This window comes from Streptomyces sp. NPDC090741, from assembly GCF_044769045.1.
Taxonomy (GTDB): domain Bacteria; phylum Actinomycetota; class Actinomycetes; order Streptomycetales; family Streptomycetaceae; genus Streptomyces.
This window is the reverse complement of sequence record NZ_JBIVXF010000004.1, coordinates 268,554-285,966: the sequence shown is the minus strand read 5'-3', so window position 1 is coordinate 285,966 and position 17,413 is coordinate 268,554. Positions and strand designations below refer to the sequence as shown.

At 71.3% G+C, this 17,413-nt stretch carries 20 protein-coding genes; 11 read left to right on the top strand and 9 right to left on the bottom strand.

Annotation, left to right across the window (positions count from 1 at the left end; genetic code table 11):
* The first annotated feature begins 57 nt into the window (after positions 1-57).
* From ACIQU4_RS13430 to ACIQU4_RS13405, 6 genes are all read left to right on the top strand, one after another.
* Complete coding sequence (locus tag ACIQU4_RS13430; RefSeq protein WP_403728967.1) at positions 58-885, top strand: trypsin-like serine peptidase; 828 nt, start codon at positions 58-60, stop codon at positions 883-885.
* Between the two features lie 215 nt (positions 886-1,100).
* Complete coding sequence (locus ACIQU4_RS13425) at positions 1,101-1,862, top strand: DUF5753 domain-containing protein (RefSeq protein WP_403729613.1); 762 nt, start codon at positions 1,101-1,103, stop codon at positions 1,860-1,862.
* 632 nt (positions 1,863-2,494) lie between these two features.
* Positions 2,495-2,869 (top strand): hypothetical protein, encoded by a 375-nt coding sequence (locus tag ACIQU4_RS13420; protein WP_403728965.1) that lies wholly within the window; start codon positions 2,495-2,497, stop codon positions 2,867-2,869.
* 175 nt (positions 2,870-3,044) lie between these two features.
* The gene (locus tag ACIQU4_RS13415) at positions 3,045-3,686 is read left to right on the top strand and encodes a hypothetical protein (protein WP_403728962.1); all 642 of its coding nucleotides are present in this window, start codon (positions 3,045-3,047) and stop codon (positions 3,684-3,686) included.
* A gap of 365 nt (positions 3,687-4,051) precedes the next feature.
* The gene (locus ACIQU4_RS13410) at positions 4,052-4,312 is read left to right on the top strand and encodes a hypothetical protein (protein WP_403728959.1); all 261 of its coding nucleotides are present in this window, start codon (positions 4,052-4,054) and stop codon (positions 4,310-4,312) included.
* A 113-nt stretch (positions 4,313-4,425) separates the two neighbouring features.
* On the top strand, positions 4,426-4,779 hold the full coding sequence (locus ACIQU4_RS13405) for a hypothetical protein (protein ID WP_403728956.1): 354 nt from the start codon (positions 4,426-4,428) through the stop codon (positions 4,777-4,779).
* Between the two features lie 30 nt (positions 4,780-4,809).
* Here ACIQU4_RS13405 and ACIQU4_RS13400 read toward each other — a convergent pair whose 3' ends face one another.
* From ACIQU4_RS13400 to ACIQU4_RS13375, 6 genes are all read right to left on the bottom strand, one after another.
* Positions 4,810-5,253 (bottom strand): NUDIX hydrolase, encoded by a 444-nt coding sequence (locus ACIQU4_RS13400; RefSeq protein WP_403728953.1) that lies wholly within the window; start codon positions 5,251-5,253, stop codon positions 4,810-4,812.
* A gap of 1,492 nt (positions 5,254-6,745) precedes the next feature.
* A complete protein-coding gene (locus ACIQU4_RS13395) occupies positions 6,746-7,303 on the bottom strand; it encodes a 2'-5' RNA ligase family protein (RefSeq protein ID WP_403728950.1) in 558 nt (185 codons plus the stop codon).
* Positions 7,304-7,338: 35 nt separating this feature from the next.
* Positions 7,339-8,541 carry an ABC transporter permease gene (locus tag ACIQU4_RS13390; protein WP_403728947.1) on the bottom strand — a complete coding sequence of 401 codons (1,203 nt, stop codon included), beginning with the start codon at positions 8,539-8,541 and terminating at the stop codon, positions 7,339-7,341.
* A 20-nt stretch (positions 8,542-8,561) separates the two neighbouring features.
* Entirely contained in the window at positions 8,562-9,299 is a 738-nt protein-coding gene (locus ACIQU4_RS13385) for an ABC transporter ATP-binding protein (protein ID WP_403728944.1), read from the bottom strand.
* A complete protein-coding gene (locus tag ACIQU4_RS13380) occupies positions 9,296-10,414 on the bottom strand; it encodes a peptidoglycan-binding protein (RefSeq protein ID WP_403728941.1) in 1,119 nt (372 codons plus the stop codon). Before ACIQU4_RS13380 ends, ACIQU4_RS13385 begins: the two co-directional genes overlap by 4 nt.
* Positions 10,411-10,908: a hypothetical protein gene (locus tag ACIQU4_RS13375; protein WP_403728938.1), complete on the bottom strand. Its 498-nt coding sequence runs from the start codon at positions 10,906-10,908 to the stop codon at positions 10,411-10,413. The genes ACIQU4_RS13380 and ACIQU4_RS13375 overlap by 4 nt, the downstream gene beginning before the upstream one ends.
* 102 nt (positions 10,909-11,010) lie before the next feature.
* Here ACIQU4_RS13375 and ACIQU4_RS13370 point away from each other — a divergent pair, with 102 nt between their 5' ends.
* Genes ACIQU4_RS13370 through ACIQU4_RS13360 form a run of 3 tightly spaced genes read left to right on the top strand, consistent with a single transcriptional unit; the run spans position 11,011 to position 13,956 of the window.
* Positions 11,011-11,730 (top strand): response regulator transcription factor, encoded by a 720-nt coding sequence (locus ACIQU4_RS13370; protein ID WP_403728935.1) that lies wholly within the window; start codon positions 11,011-11,013, stop codon positions 11,728-11,730.
* Positions 11,727-12,977, top strand: coding sequence for a sensor histidine kinase (locus tag ACIQU4_RS13365; RefSeq protein WP_403728932.1), 1,251 nt, complete (start codon positions 11,727-11,729; stop codon positions 12,975-12,977). The genes ACIQU4_RS13370 and ACIQU4_RS13365 overlap by 4 nt, the downstream gene beginning before the upstream one ends.
* A gap of 25 nt (positions 12,978-13,002) precedes the next feature.
* Positions 13,003-13,956 (top strand): L,D-transpeptidase family protein, encoded by a 954-nt coding sequence (locus tag ACIQU4_RS13360; protein WP_403728930.1) that lies wholly within the window; start codon positions 13,003-13,005, stop codon positions 13,954-13,956.
* 25 nt (positions 13,957-13,981) lie between these two features.
* Here ACIQU4_RS13360 and ACIQU4_RS13355 read toward each other — a convergent pair whose 3' ends face one another.
* From ACIQU4_RS13355 to ACIQU4_RS13345, 3 genes are all read right to left on the bottom strand, one after another.
* Complete coding sequence (locus ACIQU4_RS13355) at positions 13,982-14,632, bottom strand: hypothetical protein (protein WP_403728927.1); 651 nt, start codon at positions 14,630-14,632, stop codon at positions 13,982-13,984.
* 75 nt (positions 14,633-14,707) lie between these two features.
* Positions 14,708-15,076: a hypothetical protein gene (locus ACIQU4_RS13350; RefSeq protein WP_403729610.1), complete on the bottom strand. Its 369-nt coding sequence runs from the start codon at positions 15,074-15,076 to the stop codon at positions 14,708-14,710.
* A gap of 5 nt (positions 15,077-15,081) precedes the next feature.
* On the bottom strand, positions 15,082-15,339 hold the full coding sequence (locus ACIQU4_RS13345; protein WP_403728924.1) for a hypothetical protein: 258 nt from the start codon (positions 15,337-15,339) through the stop codon (positions 15,082-15,084).
* A gap of 193 nt (positions 15,340-15,532) precedes the next feature.
* Here ACIQU4_RS13345 and ACIQU4_RS13340 point away from each other — a divergent pair, with 193 nt between their 5' ends.
* Both ACIQU4_RS13340 and ACIQU4_RS13335 read left to right on the top strand, forming a co-directional pair.
* On the top strand, positions 15,533-16,480 hold the full coding sequence (locus ACIQU4_RS13340; protein ID WP_403728921.1) for an LLM class F420-dependent oxidoreductase: 948 nt from the start codon (positions 15,533-15,535) through the stop codon (positions 16,478-16,480).
* Positions 16,481-16,523: 43 nt separating this feature from the next.
* Entirely contained in the window at positions 16,524-17,321 is a 798-nt protein-coding gene (locus ACIQU4_RS13335) for an SDR family NAD(P)-dependent oxidoreductase (RefSeq protein WP_403728919.1), read from the top strand.
* The last annotated feature ends 92 nt before the right edge of the window (positions 17,322-17,413 follow it).

Sequence of the window (17,413 nt, the reverse complement as noted above, 5' to 3'; positions counted from 1 at the left end):
GGCGAAGGCGAACATCAAGGCATGCTTCGCCGGAGCAAAGTGGGAGGGGCGGTGGCGGTGGACAAGCGGACCGTGGTGACCGGGGTGTTGTGCGCGGTGGCGGCGCTGGGCGCGTCCGCTGTCATGACGAAAGTGGTGCCGGCTGCGGAGGGCCGACCGGAGGCGCACGTCAAGGCGGCGGCCCCGGCGAAGCCCTCGCCGAGCGCGCCTTCGCAATCGCAATCAGTGAAGCAGCCGCAGCTGAACACCTCGGGAACACCCCGGCCGGGGAGCCCCGCCGCCTTCACCGGCGCCCTGTTCGAAGGTGGCGTGCAGGGTGACCACTTCTGCACCGCCACCGTCGTGCACAGCCCGGGCAAGAACATGATCGTCACCGCCGGGCACTGCCTGCTCGCCGGGAAGCCCGATGGCGGGGGAGCGGTCTTCGCACCCGCGTACGCGAACGGCGGGGCCCCGTATGGCGCCTGGACCATCGAAGAGGCCTTCGAGGACCCCCGCTGGTCCGAGGGCTCGGACGACGACTACGACCTCGCCTTCGCACGCCTCGCCCCGGACGCCTCGGGCCGCAACATCGAGGACGTCACCGGCGCCGCGACCCTGGACACCACGGGCCGCTCGGGCGAGGAGATCACCGTCACCGGCTACCCGGCGGACCGCAAGGTCCCGCGTACGTGCACGGCGTCGGCGATCCGCGAGACCCCGGCGGAGCAGCGCTTCGACTGCGCGGACTTTCCGGGCGGCACGAGCGGCAGCGCCTGGCTCGCGAAGGACGGCAAGATCATCGGGATCCTGACGGGCGGTGACACGGACGACGTCTCGACGAGCACGATCCTGGGCGAGTACGCGGCGGCGCTGTACGCGAAGGCGACAACGGCTACGCGCTGAGTCGGCGGGGACGTACTGAGCCGGGCGGTGACCGCGATGCGGTCGGCATGGCCGTAAATAATCGGCCACTCGACCGCTCGAAGGACTGGATCGGTGTCACCTCGCACGGGGCCCGCAAGGGTGGGGGAACGCCGCCGCCCTTCGGTCACGGCCGGGGTCGCAGAGGCTGTGGGCGGACGGCGCCGGACATCTGGCGGCGCCGGGCGCGGGGCCGCCTGCCGTCGGGGGAGTCGGCCCGGGCATCGCCTGTTGGGCCGGAAGGCCGTCGCGCCATCAACCCCCGTGACGTGCGTGATCTGTGCGAACTCTACGGCGTCACCGACCAGTCGTTCGTCGCCTCGCTGATGCGGATGGCGAAGGAGTCGGGCCGGCAGGGCTGGTGGGTCGCCTACGGAGACGTCCCCTGCGGCGTGTTCGTCGGGATGGAGACGGAGGCTGCCTCCATTCACTCGTACGAGCCACTGGTGATGCCCCGTCTGCTGCAGACACCCGCCTACGCCGCGGCGGTCATCGGGGAAACGAATCCTCACATCACGGCCGAGCAGGCCGCCACCCGTCTTGAGGTGCGGCTACGGCGCCAGCATCGCGCCCACCACCCCGCCCGCCTCTTGCGTTTATGGGTCATCCTGGACGAATCGGCGTTACATCGCACCGTCGGCACCGCCGACGTCATGCGCGAACAGCTCGAACATCTGAACTGCATCAGCGCCCAGCCGCACATCACCGTGCAGATCCTCCCGTACGCCGCAGGAGCCCACCCCGGTCTCTCGGGGCAGTTCTCCATCCTCACGTTCGCGGACGGCGACGCGGGGGTCGTGTACCTGGAGCGTTTCACCAGCGATCTCTACCTGGAGAAGCCCGCGGACCGACGCCCCTACCACTTCATGTACGACCACCTCCAAGCCCAAGCACTCGGGCCCGAACAGAGCCGCCGCTTCATCCGCGACACCATCCGGATCTACGTGCGACCCTCGTAAGCGGTGGGCAGCGTCGACGCTCAGCCAGGAGCCCCGCCCTCCCATCCGGCCAGGGCTCCGCAGGCAGCACACGTCGCGCTGCCGACGGGTTCTCGCGGCGGCGCGGCAGGCTCCGGGACTTCCTGTTGGAAGAGCCAGGGGGCAGTCGCGTTCCGGTCCAAGACGTACCTGAAGTGCTGTTGGCGCCTCAGTTCGAGGATGTCCTTGTGTCGCATTCGACCCATCCCCGACGACGCCATTGCGGTCCAGAACGCGCCTAGTACTGCACAGATCAGCACGAGCCTCACCAACATGTCTGCCACAGAGGGTCCCTTCCGGTGACGGTTTCGCGCAACGGGGCCCGCGGTCGAGCCCTCGGCAACATCTCCACATAACGCAGCGGCATATGCGGAGTTATGCCCAGCGCTCTCATTGAAGCCATGTGCAGCACCCTGTCGGGTTGCAGTAATTTCCTATTTCCATGTGTTGGCCCGGCGCCGGGCGGGCCGGCGGGAAAACTGGCGGCCCGACGGCACGGTGTCGCCGCCCCACCCCGGCCTGTCCCTCGTCATCACTGCCCTGAGCTGCGGCGAAACGTGGTTCTGACGGTTCGGCGTGACTGCCGAAGTGATAAAAGGAAACGGTCCGGACTCGTGCGCTCCGCCATCATCACCCGCATGGCTCACACCCGTCCCGGTGCTGGGAGCGTTGGTTGGACTATGACAACAGCAAACCTCAGCGCGATCTTTCAGCGGCGTTCAGATGAGGAGGATCTCCCCGTGCGTCCCGGGGCCGCCCGGATGGGTAAGTGGACATTCACACCGGCTTCATCGGACCGCGCCCAGGGCGAGAACGCGTCTCTGCATCATGAAGGTCTGAAAATCGAGCTGAACAACTCGTCCTCGATCTTCGAGGACTTCCTGGAAGTGATCAGCTCGATCCACCACGAGTTCATTCGGCGGTCGCACGGCGTGGCTGTGTCCGGGATGTGCGCGGACGGCCGTTTGAGGCAGGATTCCCGTGTATGAGTCATATGGTTATCCCGACTGGAACGGCTTCCCGATCCAGCCGGATGTCCGCATGTTTCGGCCGGAGCCGGATCCCGTACAGCACATCGGCCTGGGGTATCCGCCACTTGGGCCGGCCGAGGAGACCGGCGCATGGGATCCGGCGGAGGAGCTCGCCTGTCTGCTTCAGGGAAGCATGGCCGGCGACCAGGCGGAGTCCTTCGACCGGGTCGCCTTCGGCGAAGTAGACGACGCGATGAGCACCACCGGGCTGGTGGCCGGACCGCAGGGCATCGGGCCGCAGGGCATCGGGCCGGCGGAGGCGGAAGCGTCCGGCAGACAGCACCGCCGGACCGCCCGGGCGAAGGCATCGGCCGTGGCCCTGATGCGAACGGGCAGCCTGTGCACAGCCGTGTTGGTCGCGCTCATCGCCGCCCTCGTGAGCATCTTCAGCGGGCTCGCCATCTGCGACGCCCTACGGCACAGCGCCGTACCTCACACCGGCCACGGCGTCGTCAGCTGGTGGCCACTGCTGATCTACGGCCCCTGGATGGTCGCCTCTCTGTCCATCCTCAGGGCGGCCCTGCATCAGCGCCGTGCCGTCCACTCCTGGTCCATCGTCCTGCTGTTCTCGACCCTGGCCACGCTCCTGTGCGTGGCCCAGGCGCCGAGGACGCTCCCCGCCCAGGCCGCGGCGACCCTGCCCGCCATCGCCGCACTCGCCTGCTTCCAACAGCTCGTCCGCCAGATCACGCTCACCCGACCGCCCCGCCAGCGGACTCCGCGGCACCGCAACTCCAGGCCCTCCCCTGCCCCCAGACTCCACTACGGGGCATGACGGTCACGTCCGGGAGGTCTGTCCGACATCGGTCCGCAGCCCGTGCGAGGTTCCGCGCCCGGTGGACGGACGCCGGGTGCGGTCGAGGACGGTGAAGGCCGTGACGACGTCTGCGCCGACAGGGAGGGAGTCGGTGCTACCGCGTACGGCGCCGGGGACGAAGGCGCGACAGTCTCTGACCGCATGGAGAACGTGGTCCTTCCCAGAGCCCGCCGGAGTGATCGTTTACACCTGAGGAACGACAACCGAATCCGATAAGTCACGGGCGGTCCGCAATCCGGTCGCGACGGCCTTCGAGCACCGTCCCGTGCACGCGAATCCCGCCCGGACACCTCACTTACGCCCAATGAGAGAGGACAGCAACCATGGCGTACGAGCCCTCATACGCTGAACGAATCCGGTACAAGCGGATCCAGGACACCGCCTACCAGGCGGGCCTGGACGCCGTCACCAATCTCCAGGCAGCCCTCGCGCTGGCAGGAGTTGCCCTCCCCTCCCTGGCCAACGACGGGCCCCTGGGCTCCCGCGGGTTCGTCCGGCTCGGCGGATGCAGCGTCGCCGTCGCCAACCAGCTCGCCGAGGTGATCGCAGCGGGCGCCCATGCCCTGCAGGAGCAGGGGATGTGAGCACCCGTCCCCCGCTGCGCCCGGAGACATCCGGTTCGCCGCCCACCCGCGGCGTCCCCATACAGACCCACCGCAACTTCCCCACCGCCAGGCAGACTCCAGGAGGTCCTTGCATGAAGTGGCGAGATTCCTCGCACGTACCGAGACCACAGGAGGCGCTCGACCCCTACCGCTTCCCCGGCGTACGGGACTTCGAGCACGCGGAGGACATGGGGGGCGTGGGGGGCGTGGGGGGCGTGGGGGACACCCGCCTCCCGAGCTCCGTGCCGATCCCGGGTCCGGACCCGGAAGAGCGGCCTCGCAGCCGAATCAGCGCAGCACACCACCGGCGCCTCGCCCTGCACGCCGCGCTGACCGCGGCCGGCATCCCACCGGTCGCCGGAGACCTTCACGCCATCGAAGTCGTCTCCGCACTGGACGGCGTCACCAACGCGGCCGTCCGACGATGGATCGCCTGCACCCGATGACTCGCCCCACCGTACGGTCCACACGCGGCCCTAGTTGCCCACCAGACCGAGGTGGACGGGCTCGGCCGGCGCGTCGGCCAGCAGCTCGCCGAGCCGCGGCGGCCACAGGGGCTCCCCGAGCGAGGTCAGGGCCTGCTGCGAGAGCCACCGCCAGTGTGCGTCGGGCGACTCGGGCACGGGATCGCGGCGCGGGCCGCTGGTGACGTAGATGTGCTCGTGCTGCCGTACGGGGATCCCCTGATGGGTGAAGTCGTGCTCCCAGGTGCACAGCAGCCGCTGCGGCACGAGATCGGTCCACCCGGTCTCCTCCCGCAACTCCCGCCGCACGCACTCCTCAGGAGTCTCCCCGGGATCGATCCCCCCACCGGGCGGCAGCCAGTGAATCCCGACCTCGATGTTGTTCTCCCGGAAGAGGAACACCGACCCGGTGGGGGAGAGGACAACAATCCGCGCTGCCTGCCGAGGAGTTCGCATCACCTCAGCGTACGGCGGGAGGGGTCCGGTGTCTGTGTGTGAGGGGTCGGGAGAGGCGGTCGGGGTGCCGGGGTCGGGACCGGTCGACTCGGGGTCGGGAGGGGCGGGGCGGGGGTTTCGGGGGTCGGGCCCCCCTCATTCGGGGTCGGGAGGGGCGGTCGGGGGTTTCGGGGGTCGGGTCCCTGTCGTTCGGGGTCGGTGGTGTGTCTGGGGGCGTCCCGTCAGTCCACTGTCCTTCCGTGTCGGGTCGGTCCGTCAAGGGCGCTCACTTCGTTCGCGTCGCTTCGCGATGGCCTTCGGCCACCCTTGACTGACCGCCCCGCCCCGGAATGCCATAAGACTGCCGGGAAGCCCCCGAAGGAATGGCCGGGAGGTTATCCGACCAGGAGCGGCCCTGTCGGAGATGCCGACCAGGACCTCCCTGTCCATCCGCACCCCGCCCACCAGGACCACCAAGCCCGGCCGGTGACGGGGGCCCGGGGAGGGCCAACCTGCAGCAGACAGCGATGAGATGACGATGTAGGCCCCAGGACGCGTCAGATCGCTACGCGCTCCTCTTGGCATAGCGTCCGGCGACCGTCTGGGGCTGGACATAGGCCGCCCACGACCGGCACGGAAGACCCTTGGCCTGCGACAGCAGGCGGTTTGTCCCTTTTGGCGGCCGATCGGGACCCACAAGCGGCCTTGCCGGAGTGGAAGGTCGAGAAATCCGGCATCAGACTCCCCCACACCCCCTTTCCGCCCCCTCTCGCCCTCTTTTCGGCCCAAAGAGCGTCCAGACAGCCCGCAGACGCCCGAAAACCCGCCCACGGACGTCGTCTGGCGGCCCCCCACGACGTGCAGACGCCGGAAAACCGCCCACCTGCGCCGCGTGGGCGGCCTATGTCCAGCCCCAGACGGTCGCCGGACGCTATACCGAGAGAAGCGCGTAGCGATCCGCCGCGCACCGGGGCCCCATCGTCATCTCATCGCCCCCTGGTGCAGGTTGGCTCTCCCCGCGCCCCCGTCACCGGCTGGGCCCGGTGGTCCTGGTGGGTGGGGTGCGGATGAACCGGGGGACATGGCCGGGCATCTGTGACTCGGCCGCTCCTGGTCGGATAACCTCCCGGCCATTCCTTCGGGGGCTTCCCGGCAGTCTTATGGCATTCCGGGGCGGGGCGGTCGGTCAAGGGTGGCCGAAGGCCATCGCGAAGCGACGCGAACGAAGTGAGCGCCCTTGACGGACCGACCCGACACGGAAGGACAGTGGACTGACGGGACGCCCCCGGACACACCACCGACCCCGAATGACAGGGGCCCGACCCCGGCATCCCGGTCGACCTCTCCGACCCGAGCCGGCAGACCCCGCCCCCGACACCCCGCCCGGCTCGCCCGACCCCAATGAGGGCCCCGACCCCGAAGTCCCGCCCCGCACCTCCCGACCCCTCGCACACAGACACCGACCGCCGGGCTTCCGGTGCGCCGCTTCGCCACCGAGTGGCCTTCCCGTCCCTCATCCCCGCAGTGCGAACGACGTCCGGTCCCGCCATGCCACGCCGTCGTGGACCATGAGGTCGACTGACGAGATGCGGGTCGTGAGGGGGAGCGAGCGCGCCAGGTCGGCTTCGATCTCGTCAAGGACGTCCGCCTCCTGTCGCTGCGCGACCGTCAGGTGCGGTACGACGTCCGGGAACCGGCCTCCGTACGGCTGGGCCTGCGGCCAGCGGTCCGCGATTGCCCGGGTGAGCAGCCGCAGCGTCGTATCCGGCTCGGGGGCCAGGTACAGCACCTCCGGGAAGCGGCGGCTCTCGGCGAACCGCACGTCGAAGGCCCGGTGGCTGCCCACGATCTCGGCGAGCGCCGCCTGGACAGTGGTGTCGATGAGGTGCTCATGCAGGAACGGGAAGAGCACCGTCACGTGCGCCGGGACCCCGGCGATGGCCGAGGGGTCCAGCCGTTCGCGCCATGCGCGAACGGCTGGTTCGGCCGCGGGGATCTTCACGATGAGGCCCGTCTGGCCCGCCTCGTAATGGCCGGTGCCGGACGTGGGGTTGGTGGTGTCGGGTGCCATGACACGGGATGGTGCCATCCGGTGCTCGCCCCGGCCTACGCCGCCTGCAAGGCCAGTGTTGGGGAGAGGCGGGCTGCGCGGACTGCTGGGTAGAGGCCGGCCAGGGTGCCTATGGCCAGGGTTGAGGCGAAGCCGCCCGTTACCGCCCAGAGGGGGACCACCCAGGGGAGGTCGCCCGCTCGGGCGTAGGCCGCCGTGGCCGCCGCGCCGAGGGCGATGCCCGCCAGGCCGCCGAGGCCCGACAGGAGCAGGGACTCCGTCACGAACTGGATGCGGACCTGGCCCTTGGTCGCGCCCAGCGAACGGCGCAGGCCGATCTCGTGGCGGCGTTCCAGCACCGAGATGATCATGGTGTTCGCGACCCCGACCCCGCCCACCAGCAGGGCGATTCCGCCCAGGCCCAAGAGCAGCGTGCTGAAGGCCCCTTCCGTCGCGGCCTTCGCCTGGAGTGCCGCCGACGGGTCCGTCACCGACACCGTGCTCGGTGACTGCGGGTTGGCCGTCGGGGCGATCAGGCCGCGGACCGCCCCGACGCGGTCGTCCGCCGAGCGCTCGTAGATCGCCGTCGGATGGCCGTCGAAGCCGAGCAGCTGCTCCGCCGCCTCCCAGCCGATCAGTGCCGAGCGCTCGATCTCCGGGGCCAGCGGGATCGGGTCCAGGATGCCGATGACCGTGAAGTACCGGCCGCCGATGAACACCTGCTGCCCCGGCTCCGTGATGCCCAGCCGTTCCGCCGAGACGTTCCCGAGCACCACCGACGGGTAGCGTCCGGTGGCCCCGTTCAGCCAGGTCCCCTTCTGCATCCGGGCGCGCAGGACCTCCAGCAGGTCGTCCTTCGTCGCCTTCAGGCCGATGCCGCCCGTCTCCTCCTTCGGGATGTTCTCCGATCGCCGTACGGACTGCGCGACGTCTCCCGTCGTACCGACCGACTCGACCCCTTCGATACGGGAGATCATGCCCGGGGCCTCCTTCGGCAGCTTCGTGTCCTGCCCCGAGAACATCGACTGGCCCGGCGTCGCCACCAGCATGTTCGTGCCCAGCTTGTCGAGCTCGAGCAGCAGCTTGGCCTGGCTGGACGAGGACACCCCGACCACCGCGATCATCGTCGCGATGCCGATCGCGATCCCGAGCGCGGACAGGAACACCCGCGTCGGGCGCGAGCGCAGCCCTGCCGAGCCCACGTGCAGCACGTCCCGCGGGCCGAGGCGGGCCGGGGTCAGCCTTTGCGAGGCCCTCATCGACGCCCTCACCGACGCCCTCACTGCTCCCTCGCCCCCGCCCCCGCCGTGTTCCACACGTCCGCCACGATCTCCCCGTCCCGGATCCGCACCTGCCGCGGCAGGCTCGCCGCGATCTCGTGGTCGTGGGTGATCACGGCGATGGTGGCCCCGTCCGCGTTCAGTTCGTGCAGCAGCTCCATCACCGACTGCCCCGACGCCGAGTCCAGCGCGCCCGTCGGCTCGTCGGCCAGCAGCAGGTCCGGTTCCCCCGCCACCGCCCGCGCGATCGCCACGCGCTGCTTCTGCCCGCCGGACAGTTCGTGCGGCCGGTGTTCCATCCGGTCGCCGAGGCCCACCCGCTCCAGGGCCCGCGCCGCCCGCCGGCCGCGCTCGGCCCGCGAGAGGCCGGAGTACAGCAGCCCCTCGGCCACGTTCGCCCGCGCGCTGATGCCCGGTACGAGGTGGAAGGACTGGAAGACGAACCCGACATGGCGTGAGCGCAGCGCCGACAGGGCGCGGTCGGACAGCGTCGCGATGTCGTGTCCGGCGATGGCGACCGCGCCGGCGCTCGGGCGGTCGAGGGTGCCGACGATGTGCAGCAGGGTGGACTTCCCGGAGCCGGACGGGCCGACGATGGCGAGGAGTTCACCGTTCAGGACGGTGAGGTCCACCCCGCGCAGGGCCTTGACCCCACCCGGGTACTCCTTGGTGACGCCCGCCAGTTCCACGACGGCGCGCGCGTGCCTGTTCTCGGCCGTGGCCACTGCCGTCGTCATTGCTTCGGGATCCCCACCTGCATGCCCTCCTTCAGGGCGTCCCCCTTGACCTCGACGCGGCCCTGGCCGAACATGCCGAGCTCGACCGGGACGTCGCGGACCGCGCCGCCCTCGACGACCTGCACGCCGAAGCCCCCGCCGGACAGCGCGAGGAGTGCGTTGACCGGTACGGAGAGGACGCCCTTGCGGGTCTCGCCGGTGAGCCGGACCGACACCGGGGACCGGTCCGGGCCCTTGATCTCGGAGGCGTTGTCCAGGGACACGTTCACCTCGACCTTCGGCTTCCCGCCACCGCCACCGCCGCCCCCTCCACCGCCCCCGGGGCCGCCGCCATTGGGGTCGTCCGGGTTCGCCGTGCTGCCCACCGAGTCGATCTTCCCGGTGGCCGCGGCGCCGCCCGGCAGGTTCACGGTCACCTTGTCGCCCGTCTTCGCCGCGCCCGCCTTGGCCACGTCCAGCTGGAAGCGGACCATCCGCTCGGTCCCGGTCAGCGTCATCACCGGCTTGCCCGGGGCCGGCTCGTCGCCGACCGCCGTGTCGTTCTTCTGCACCCGCTGCGGCCCGGCCGCGAAGGCGATGTCCTCCTTGCCGACCTCGCCCGTCTCCGCCGCCTTGTGCGCCTTCTGCCAGCGCTTGACGGCCGTCGCCGTACCCGCCGTGAAGGTGCCGTCCTCCGGGTCGAGCCCGGTTCCGTACCCGAGGGCCTGGAGGTTCCGCTTGAGCTGCTTGACGTCCTCGCCCTTGTCCCCGGTCTTCATCTGCCGGTACACGGGCGTGCTCCCGTACATGAGCCGCACCGGCTTGCCGTTGACCTCGTACAGCTTCCCGTCCCGCTCGATCGCCGTACCCGCGCCCGCGGCCCAGGTCAGCACCCCGGGGCCGCCCGCGGCGAGCTTGCGTTCCTGCGCGTAGCCGAGCGTGCCCTCGACCGTGAGGCCGGAGCTGAGGTCCCCGCGCGTGACCGGAGCGGTCTGCTGCGGCAGCCCGTCCGCGCGCCGGTCCTTCGACCCGTCGGAGTCCGCCCGCGGCTGGGCGGCCGTCACCGCGTACCCGCCTCCCGAGACGGCGAGTACGACGGCCAGCGAGCCCAGCAGCCACCTGCCGCGCCGCCTCACGCGGCTTCGCACTTCTTCTGGGCGTCCTGGAAGGCCTGCTCCTGGCCCTCGGGAATCTTGGTTGCGCTCATCGCGCTCCCGTTGAACTCGGGGTCGGGGATGTTCACCCCGTTGTCCCGCATGCACTTGGCCCACTTCAGGGCCTTGTCCTTGTCCTCCTGCGAGACCTGGCCCGTCCCGGGGGCCTGCATCCCGCACGCCTCGAAGGCCTTCTTCAGCGCCTCCGGGTCCTCGCTGCCCGAGCCCAGGGTCATCCCGCGCGGGTCCTGGCCGGGCTCCGGGTCGGGCGCGTCCATGCCGTGCTCGCGCAGGCACTTGCGCGTCTTGAGCGCCTTGTCGGCGTCGGCGCCGCCGGCCTGCCCGCCACCGCCACCGCTGCCGCTCGATGCGTTCGAGGACGTGTCGTTCTTCTTCCCGTCCTTGCCGACATCGCCCGTGCACGCGGTGACGAAGAGGGTCAGGCCGGTGAGCGCCGCGGCCGTGGTCATGGTCATGGATCGATTCATGCGCCAGACCCTCCACCCGAGGCGGGTTTCGCTTCTCTCTCCGATCTTGCTTATGACGAGGAAATACGAGATTCCGGTAAAGAGGGCGGCATGCGAGTTCTGGTGGTGGAGGACGAGGAATTCCTCCGGGAGATGATCGCCGACGGGCTGCGCCGCGACGCGCTGGCCGTCGACGAGGCGGGTGACGGCCTGGAGGCCCTGCGGCGCCTGCGCCTCGGCGAGTACGACGTCCTCGTCCTCGACCGCGACCTGCCCGGCCTGCACGGGGACGAGGTCTGCCGCCAGGTGGTGCGCGAGCGGCTGCTGACCCGCGTCCTGATGCTGACCGCCTCGGGGACCGTACGGGACCGGGTCGAGGGGCTCGGCCTCGGCGCCGACGACTACCTCACCAAGCCCTTCGCGTACGACGAGCTCCTCGCCCGCGTCCTGGCGCTGGGCCGGCGCACCCGGCCCGCCCTGCCGCCGGTGCTGGAGCGGTGCGGGATCGCCGTGGACACCGCCCGCCGGAGCGCGAGCCGCGACGGGCACCGGCTCGCGCTGTCGCGCAAGGAGTTCGCGGTGCTGGAGGCGCTGCTGCGGGCGGAGGGGGCCGTGCTCGGCAACGACGACCTGATCGAGCAGGTGTGGGAGGAGGACACCTCGTACAGCACCAATGCCGTACGGGTGACCCTCAGCAAGCTGCGGGCCAAGCTGGGTGAGCCGCAGCTGATCGAGACGGTGCCGGGGGCCGGCTACCGGATCGCGGGTCCGGGCGCGGGCACCGGTCCGGCCACCGGTGGGTCCGCCGATCCGATCACCGATCCGCGATGAGAGCAGTGCTCCATTCCGAGCGCGCCCGTCTCACCGCGCTCTACGGCTCCCTGCTCGTCCTCGCCGGCGGCGGTCTGATCGCCCTGATCAACGTCCTGCTGCGGGGCGGCCTCTACACCCGCATCAGCGGAGCCGTCACCACCGCCGTCCCCGGCACCGCCTTCGAGCGCGCCGCCGTCGAAGGCCAACCGCTCAAGGCGGTCCCCGCCCAGCGGCTCCCGCCCGGCGCCGCCACGCCCACCCAGGAGCAGCTCCGGACATGGGCCGCCACCCGCAACCTCTCCACCGCCGTCGAGGCCGCCACCCTCCACGAGCTGCTGGTCGTCTCGCTCATCGCCCTCGCCGTGTTCGCCGTACCGTCGATCTGGCTGGCCTGGTGGATGGCGGGCCGCGTGCTGCGGCCCGTCGGCGTCATCACCGAGACGGCCCGCCGCCTTTCGGGGGAGAACCTGCACGAGCGGATCGGCCTCAAGGCCCCGCCCGGCGAACTCAAGCGGCTGGCCGACACCTTCGACGGCATGCTCGACCGGATGGAGAGCCTGGTCGGCGCGCAGCGCCGGTTCGCCGCCAATGCCGCCCACGAGCTGCGCACCCCGCTGGCCGTGCAGCGGGCGGCCGCCGAGATCGGACTGGCCGGGGACCCGCCGCCGGAGAAGGTGGCCCGGATCCGGTCGAAACTGATCGGCGTCGCCGAGTCCAGCGAGCACCTCGTCGAGTCGCTCCTGCTGCTCGCGGTATCGGAGGAGGGCCTGGAGACCACCGACGCGGTGGACCTCGCGGCCCTCGCGGAGGCGGAGCTGTCGGAGGCGGGCCTGGCCGGCGATCGGGGCGCCGGGCTGACCGTCGTACGGAGCGTTGAGCCGCTGAGCGTGGTCGGCGATCGGGCCCTGTTGGGCCATCTGGTGCGGAACTTGCTGGCCAATGCCGTACGGCACAACCGGCCGGGCGGGCGGATCGGCGTGAAGACCTCCGCCGACGGGGCGCTGACGGTGTCCAACACCGGGCCGGTGATCGAGCCCGCCGACGTGCCGCGGCTACTGGAGCCGTTCCGGCGACGCGCCGAGCGGCAGCACACCGCGGGGGAGGGCGCCGGGCTGGGGCTCTCGATCGTCGCCTCGATCGCGCGGGCGCACGGCGCGAAGCTGGTCGTGCGGGCCAACCGGGGACAGGGCGGCGGATTGACGGTCCGGGTGCGCTTTCCGGGCACACCTGCGCCGCACCGGACGGCGTCGCCTCAGGAATCCTGATGATCGCGTGTGTACCGTCGGAGTCATGAGCAAGCACCCCCGCGCCGGCTCCCGCATTCCCCACTCGTTCCGTACGCTCCGCGGCCTCCGTACGCCCCGGCGTGTCGCCCTCGCCGCCGCCGTGGGCCTGCTGGCCTTCGGGGCCGGCTGGGTCTACACGGTCCAGGAGGACGACCCCGGCGCCACCGCCCAGGCCCGGACCGGGGACCGCCCGGGGGACGCGGCCCGTCCACCGTCCTCGGGCGCCACGTCCGATACCGCCACCTCCGACTCGGCCCCGGCCGACGGACCCACGCACGCCACCCGCGGGGCCCGCGGCGCCCCCGGTGCGCCGGGGGCACCCGCCGCCGCAGGCGCCCCCGGAGCCCCCGCCGCCTCCGACCCCGCCGACGGCCTGCCCGACATCAGCGAAGAGACCCGGGCCCGGATCCCGGCCGCCGCCCGTCAGCTCCTCCTCGTCGAAGGCAAGGCGAGGGACTCCTCGGAGTCCACCGCGACCCTTTACAGCCGGCCGGCGGCCGGCGCCGACTGGGTCCGGGCCACCGAGAGCTGGCCCGCGCACAACGGCGCCAGCGGCTGGAACTCCGCCGAACGCGAGGACGGGGACCTCACCACCCCCGTGGGCGTGTTCACCCTCTCCGACGCCGGCGGTCTGCTGCCGAAGCCGCCGGGCACCAAGTTCCCGTACGACCACAACCGGCTCTTCGTCCCCACCGGCCGGGGCGTGAACGGGGAGTCCCTCGCGGGGGCCTTCGAGTACGTCGTCGCGGTCGACTACAACCGCCGGACGGGGGTCTCCCCGCTGGACCTGGTCAAGCCGGAGGGCGAGGACAAGGGCGGCGGCATCTGGCTCCACGTCGACCACAACGGCCCCTCGCAGGGCTGCATCGGCATCTCCAAGGAAGCCATGAGGAAGCTGCTGACCACCCTGGACCCGGCGGCGAAGCCGGTCGTCGTGATGGGTCCGTCGGGCTTCTGACGGTCAGGCGACGGTCGGACGACGGTCAGACGGGCCGGTCGGCGGCCGGCCGGAGCACAGGGGCGGCGGCCATCCGCCGCCCCCGCAGCAGCAGCCCGATGTACGCCAGGTCGAAGACACTGCACAGCACACCGAGCCCGAGGATGAACGGCGAGTCCTCGATGACCCCGAACAGCAGGGTCGGGGCGAGCGTCCCGAGCCACTTCGCGACGGCGATGACCAGGGACTGCCCGCGCGGCCCGCGCCGGTCGGCGTAGAGGGCGATGAACAGCCCGGACATCAGCAGGTTCTGCAGGAACGCCGCGTACCGGGTCGCGTCGTGCGTCCCGAACTGCGCGAGGAACAGCCACTGCACGGCGAAGCCGCTGCCGAACACGAGCAGGCTCCACGCAGCGAAGAGCGGCCGCGTCACGAACTCGGGCAGCTCGGCGCGCCCGAAGCGCAGATAGGTCCAGATGATGACGACGTCGGCGAGGGCCCACACCACGTTGACCACGCCCTGGGGGGACACCCCGGCGCGGAATTCGCCCACGGCATAGGTCGCCTCCCACGCGAAGTTCAGCGCGAGCGCGGCCACCGGCATGGCGTACGTCCGGTCCCGCAGCCCGACCCGGATCGCCTCGACGTACACGACGGTCCACGCCACTCCGCTGACCAGCGTCAGAAACAGATCCACGCGCCGCACCCTAGCCAACCCGCCGCGCCCGCACATCCCCTCCGGACTACTCGCTCGCCCAGCCCGTTTCCGGGGTCATGGGTTGAGGTCCAGGATGCGCACCGGCGCGCCTTCCCAACGTTTCGGCGATGTCGTGGCGACGACCGCTCCTTCCGGGCGGTCGGGGGTGGGCTGGGCCGCGTATTGGCTGTGGGCTGCTGCCCAGGTCTCCTGGCGTGCGACGGCCAGGGCGGCCGGCAGGTCAAGGTCGAGGATCGTGAGGCCGGGCAGGGCGGCGAGGTGCTCCGCCGTGCCCGGCCGGGCACGGTCGGCCTCGACCAGCGCGCAGGAAGGGGCGTACAGGAACCAGCCCGCTTCGGCATGCGCGCGGTGGATGAGACGGGATGCCAGCACGTCGCCCTGACCTGCCGCTACCATCGCCGTCTCGTCCAGCACGATGTGCACTTCCGTCACCGCCTCCTCGCCTCGGCCAGGCGCCGGTCCAGCTCGCTGTCCAGATCCCGCTGCTCGGCGGCCGTGGGGGCGTAGCCGTTCCAGGCCTGCAACGCGACACGGGCCTGCTCGGCGCGCTCCGCCCGTTCGGCCGGGGTCAGCAGGGTTTCCGCAAGGCGGGCGAGGTAGGCCCGCAGGGACAATCCCTCCGCAGCCGCTATGGCGGCGAGTCTGTCTTTGGCTTCTTCGGGGATGCGGATGTTCGCGTCAGGCATGGTCGTGCTCCTTCCCATACTTCAAGATGCGGGTACGTACCCGTACCCGCAAGTGTGCGTGCACCCACGGCTCCGCCGAACCCCTTGCCTGACGGTCCGTCAGCTACGACGATGGCCCCCGGCGCCGGCGGGAGACGGATCGGCGGCCGCGGCCCGGTCGGCGGGCGAGGGCGGAAGACGAGGCGGAGGCGGCATGGCGAGCGTGTTTGCGGAAGGCAGGCTGGTCTACGGGATGCAGCTCCCGATCCAGTCGCAGAGCACCATCTACGCCGAGCCCTGGGAGGCCCCGGCGACCGCCGCCGACCTCGCCGAGGTGGCGCGGGCCGCCGACCGGGCCGGCTTCGGGTACCTGGCCACCTGCGACCACGTGGCCATCCCGCGCCGCCTCGCCGGCCCCATGAGCACCGTCTGGTACGACCCCGTGGCCACCCTCGCCTTCCTCGCCGGGATCACCGAGCACGTACGGCTGCTCAGCCACGTCGCGATCCTCGGCCTGCGCCACCCCCTCCTCAGCGCCAAGCAGTACGCCACCGTCGACCACCTCAGCGGCGGCCGGCTCATCCTCGGCGTCGGCGCGGGCCACGTACAGGAGGAGTTCGAGGTCCTCGGCGTCGACTTCGCCGGCCGCGGGGCGGTCCTCGACGAGACCCTGGACGCGCTGCGCGCCGCCCTCGGGCCCGAGGAGTACCCGGAGTTCGAGGGCGAGCTGTTCTCCTTCAAGGACCTCGGCCAGCTGCCCCGCCCGGCCCAGGCCCGCATCCCCGTCTGGGTCGGCGGCTCCTCGCCCGCCGCCGTCCGCCGGGCGGCCGTGCGCGGCGACGGCTGGCTCCCGCAGGGCGACCCGCGCGACAGGCTCCCCGCGCAGATCGCCCGGATCAAGGAGCTCCGCGCTGCGGCCGGGGTCACCGACCCCATCGAGTTCGGTGCGATCACCGAGGCGCTGTACGTCGGCGAGCCCGGCTGGGACACCGGCCGCCGCACCCTCACCGGCAAGGCGGAGGTGCTCGCCGAGTCCCTCCGCGCGTACAAGGCCCTCGGCGTGGACCAGATCCAGGTCCGCTTCCGCAGTCGCGACCGCGCCGAACTGACCGACCAGATCACCGCTTTCGGGGCCGAAGTGGGCCCGCTTCTCAACGACTGAACGCCGCAACGGACTGAACGCCTCGACGACTGGGAGTACGGGCATGGGCAAGCTGGACGGGCGCGTCGTCGTCATCACGGGCGCGGCGCGCGGCCAGGGCGAGCAGGAGGCCCGGCTCTTCGCCGCCGAGGGCGCCAAGGTGCTCCTCTGCGACGTGCTGGACGAGCAGGGCGCCGCCGTCGCCAAGGAGATAGCCGGGGAGGCGGGCGGGGACCGCGCCCGGTACGTACGGCTGGACGTGAGCCGGGAGGAGGACTGGGCCGCCGCCGTCGCCACCGCGAAGGAGGCCTTCGGGCCGGTGGACGGCCTGGTCAACAACGCCGGGATCCTGCGCTTCAACGAGCTGGTATCGACCCCGCTGGAGGAGTTCCAGCAGCTGATCCAGGTCAACCAGGTCGGCACCTTCCTCGGCATCAAGGCCTTCGCCCCCGAGATCGAGGCGGCCGGCGGCGGCACCATCGTCAACACCTCCTCGTACACCGGACTGACGGGCATGGCGTACGTGGGCGCGTACGCGGCGACCAAGGCGGCGATCGTCGGCCTGACCCGGGTGGCCGCGCTGGAGCTGGCCGCCAAGGGCATCCGGGTCAACGCGATGTGCCCGGGCGCGGTGGACACCCCGATGGCCAATCCCGGTCTGCTGGACCCGGCGAACATGAGCGACGAGGCCCGGGACGCGATGGCGGAGCTCTACGGGCGGGTCGTGCCGATGGGGCGGGTGGGCCGGGCCGACGAGATCGCCAAGCTGGCCCTGTTCCTGAGCAGCGAGGACTCCTCGTACATCACCGGCCAGCCGTTCGTCATCGACGGCGGCTGGATGGCGGGCGTCAGCATCCTCTAGACATATCTGATGGAGCGTCAGGTATTGACGCTCCCGCTTCCGCGGTGGAACAGTCGACCCATCGAATCTGACGACACGTCAGAAATTAAAGG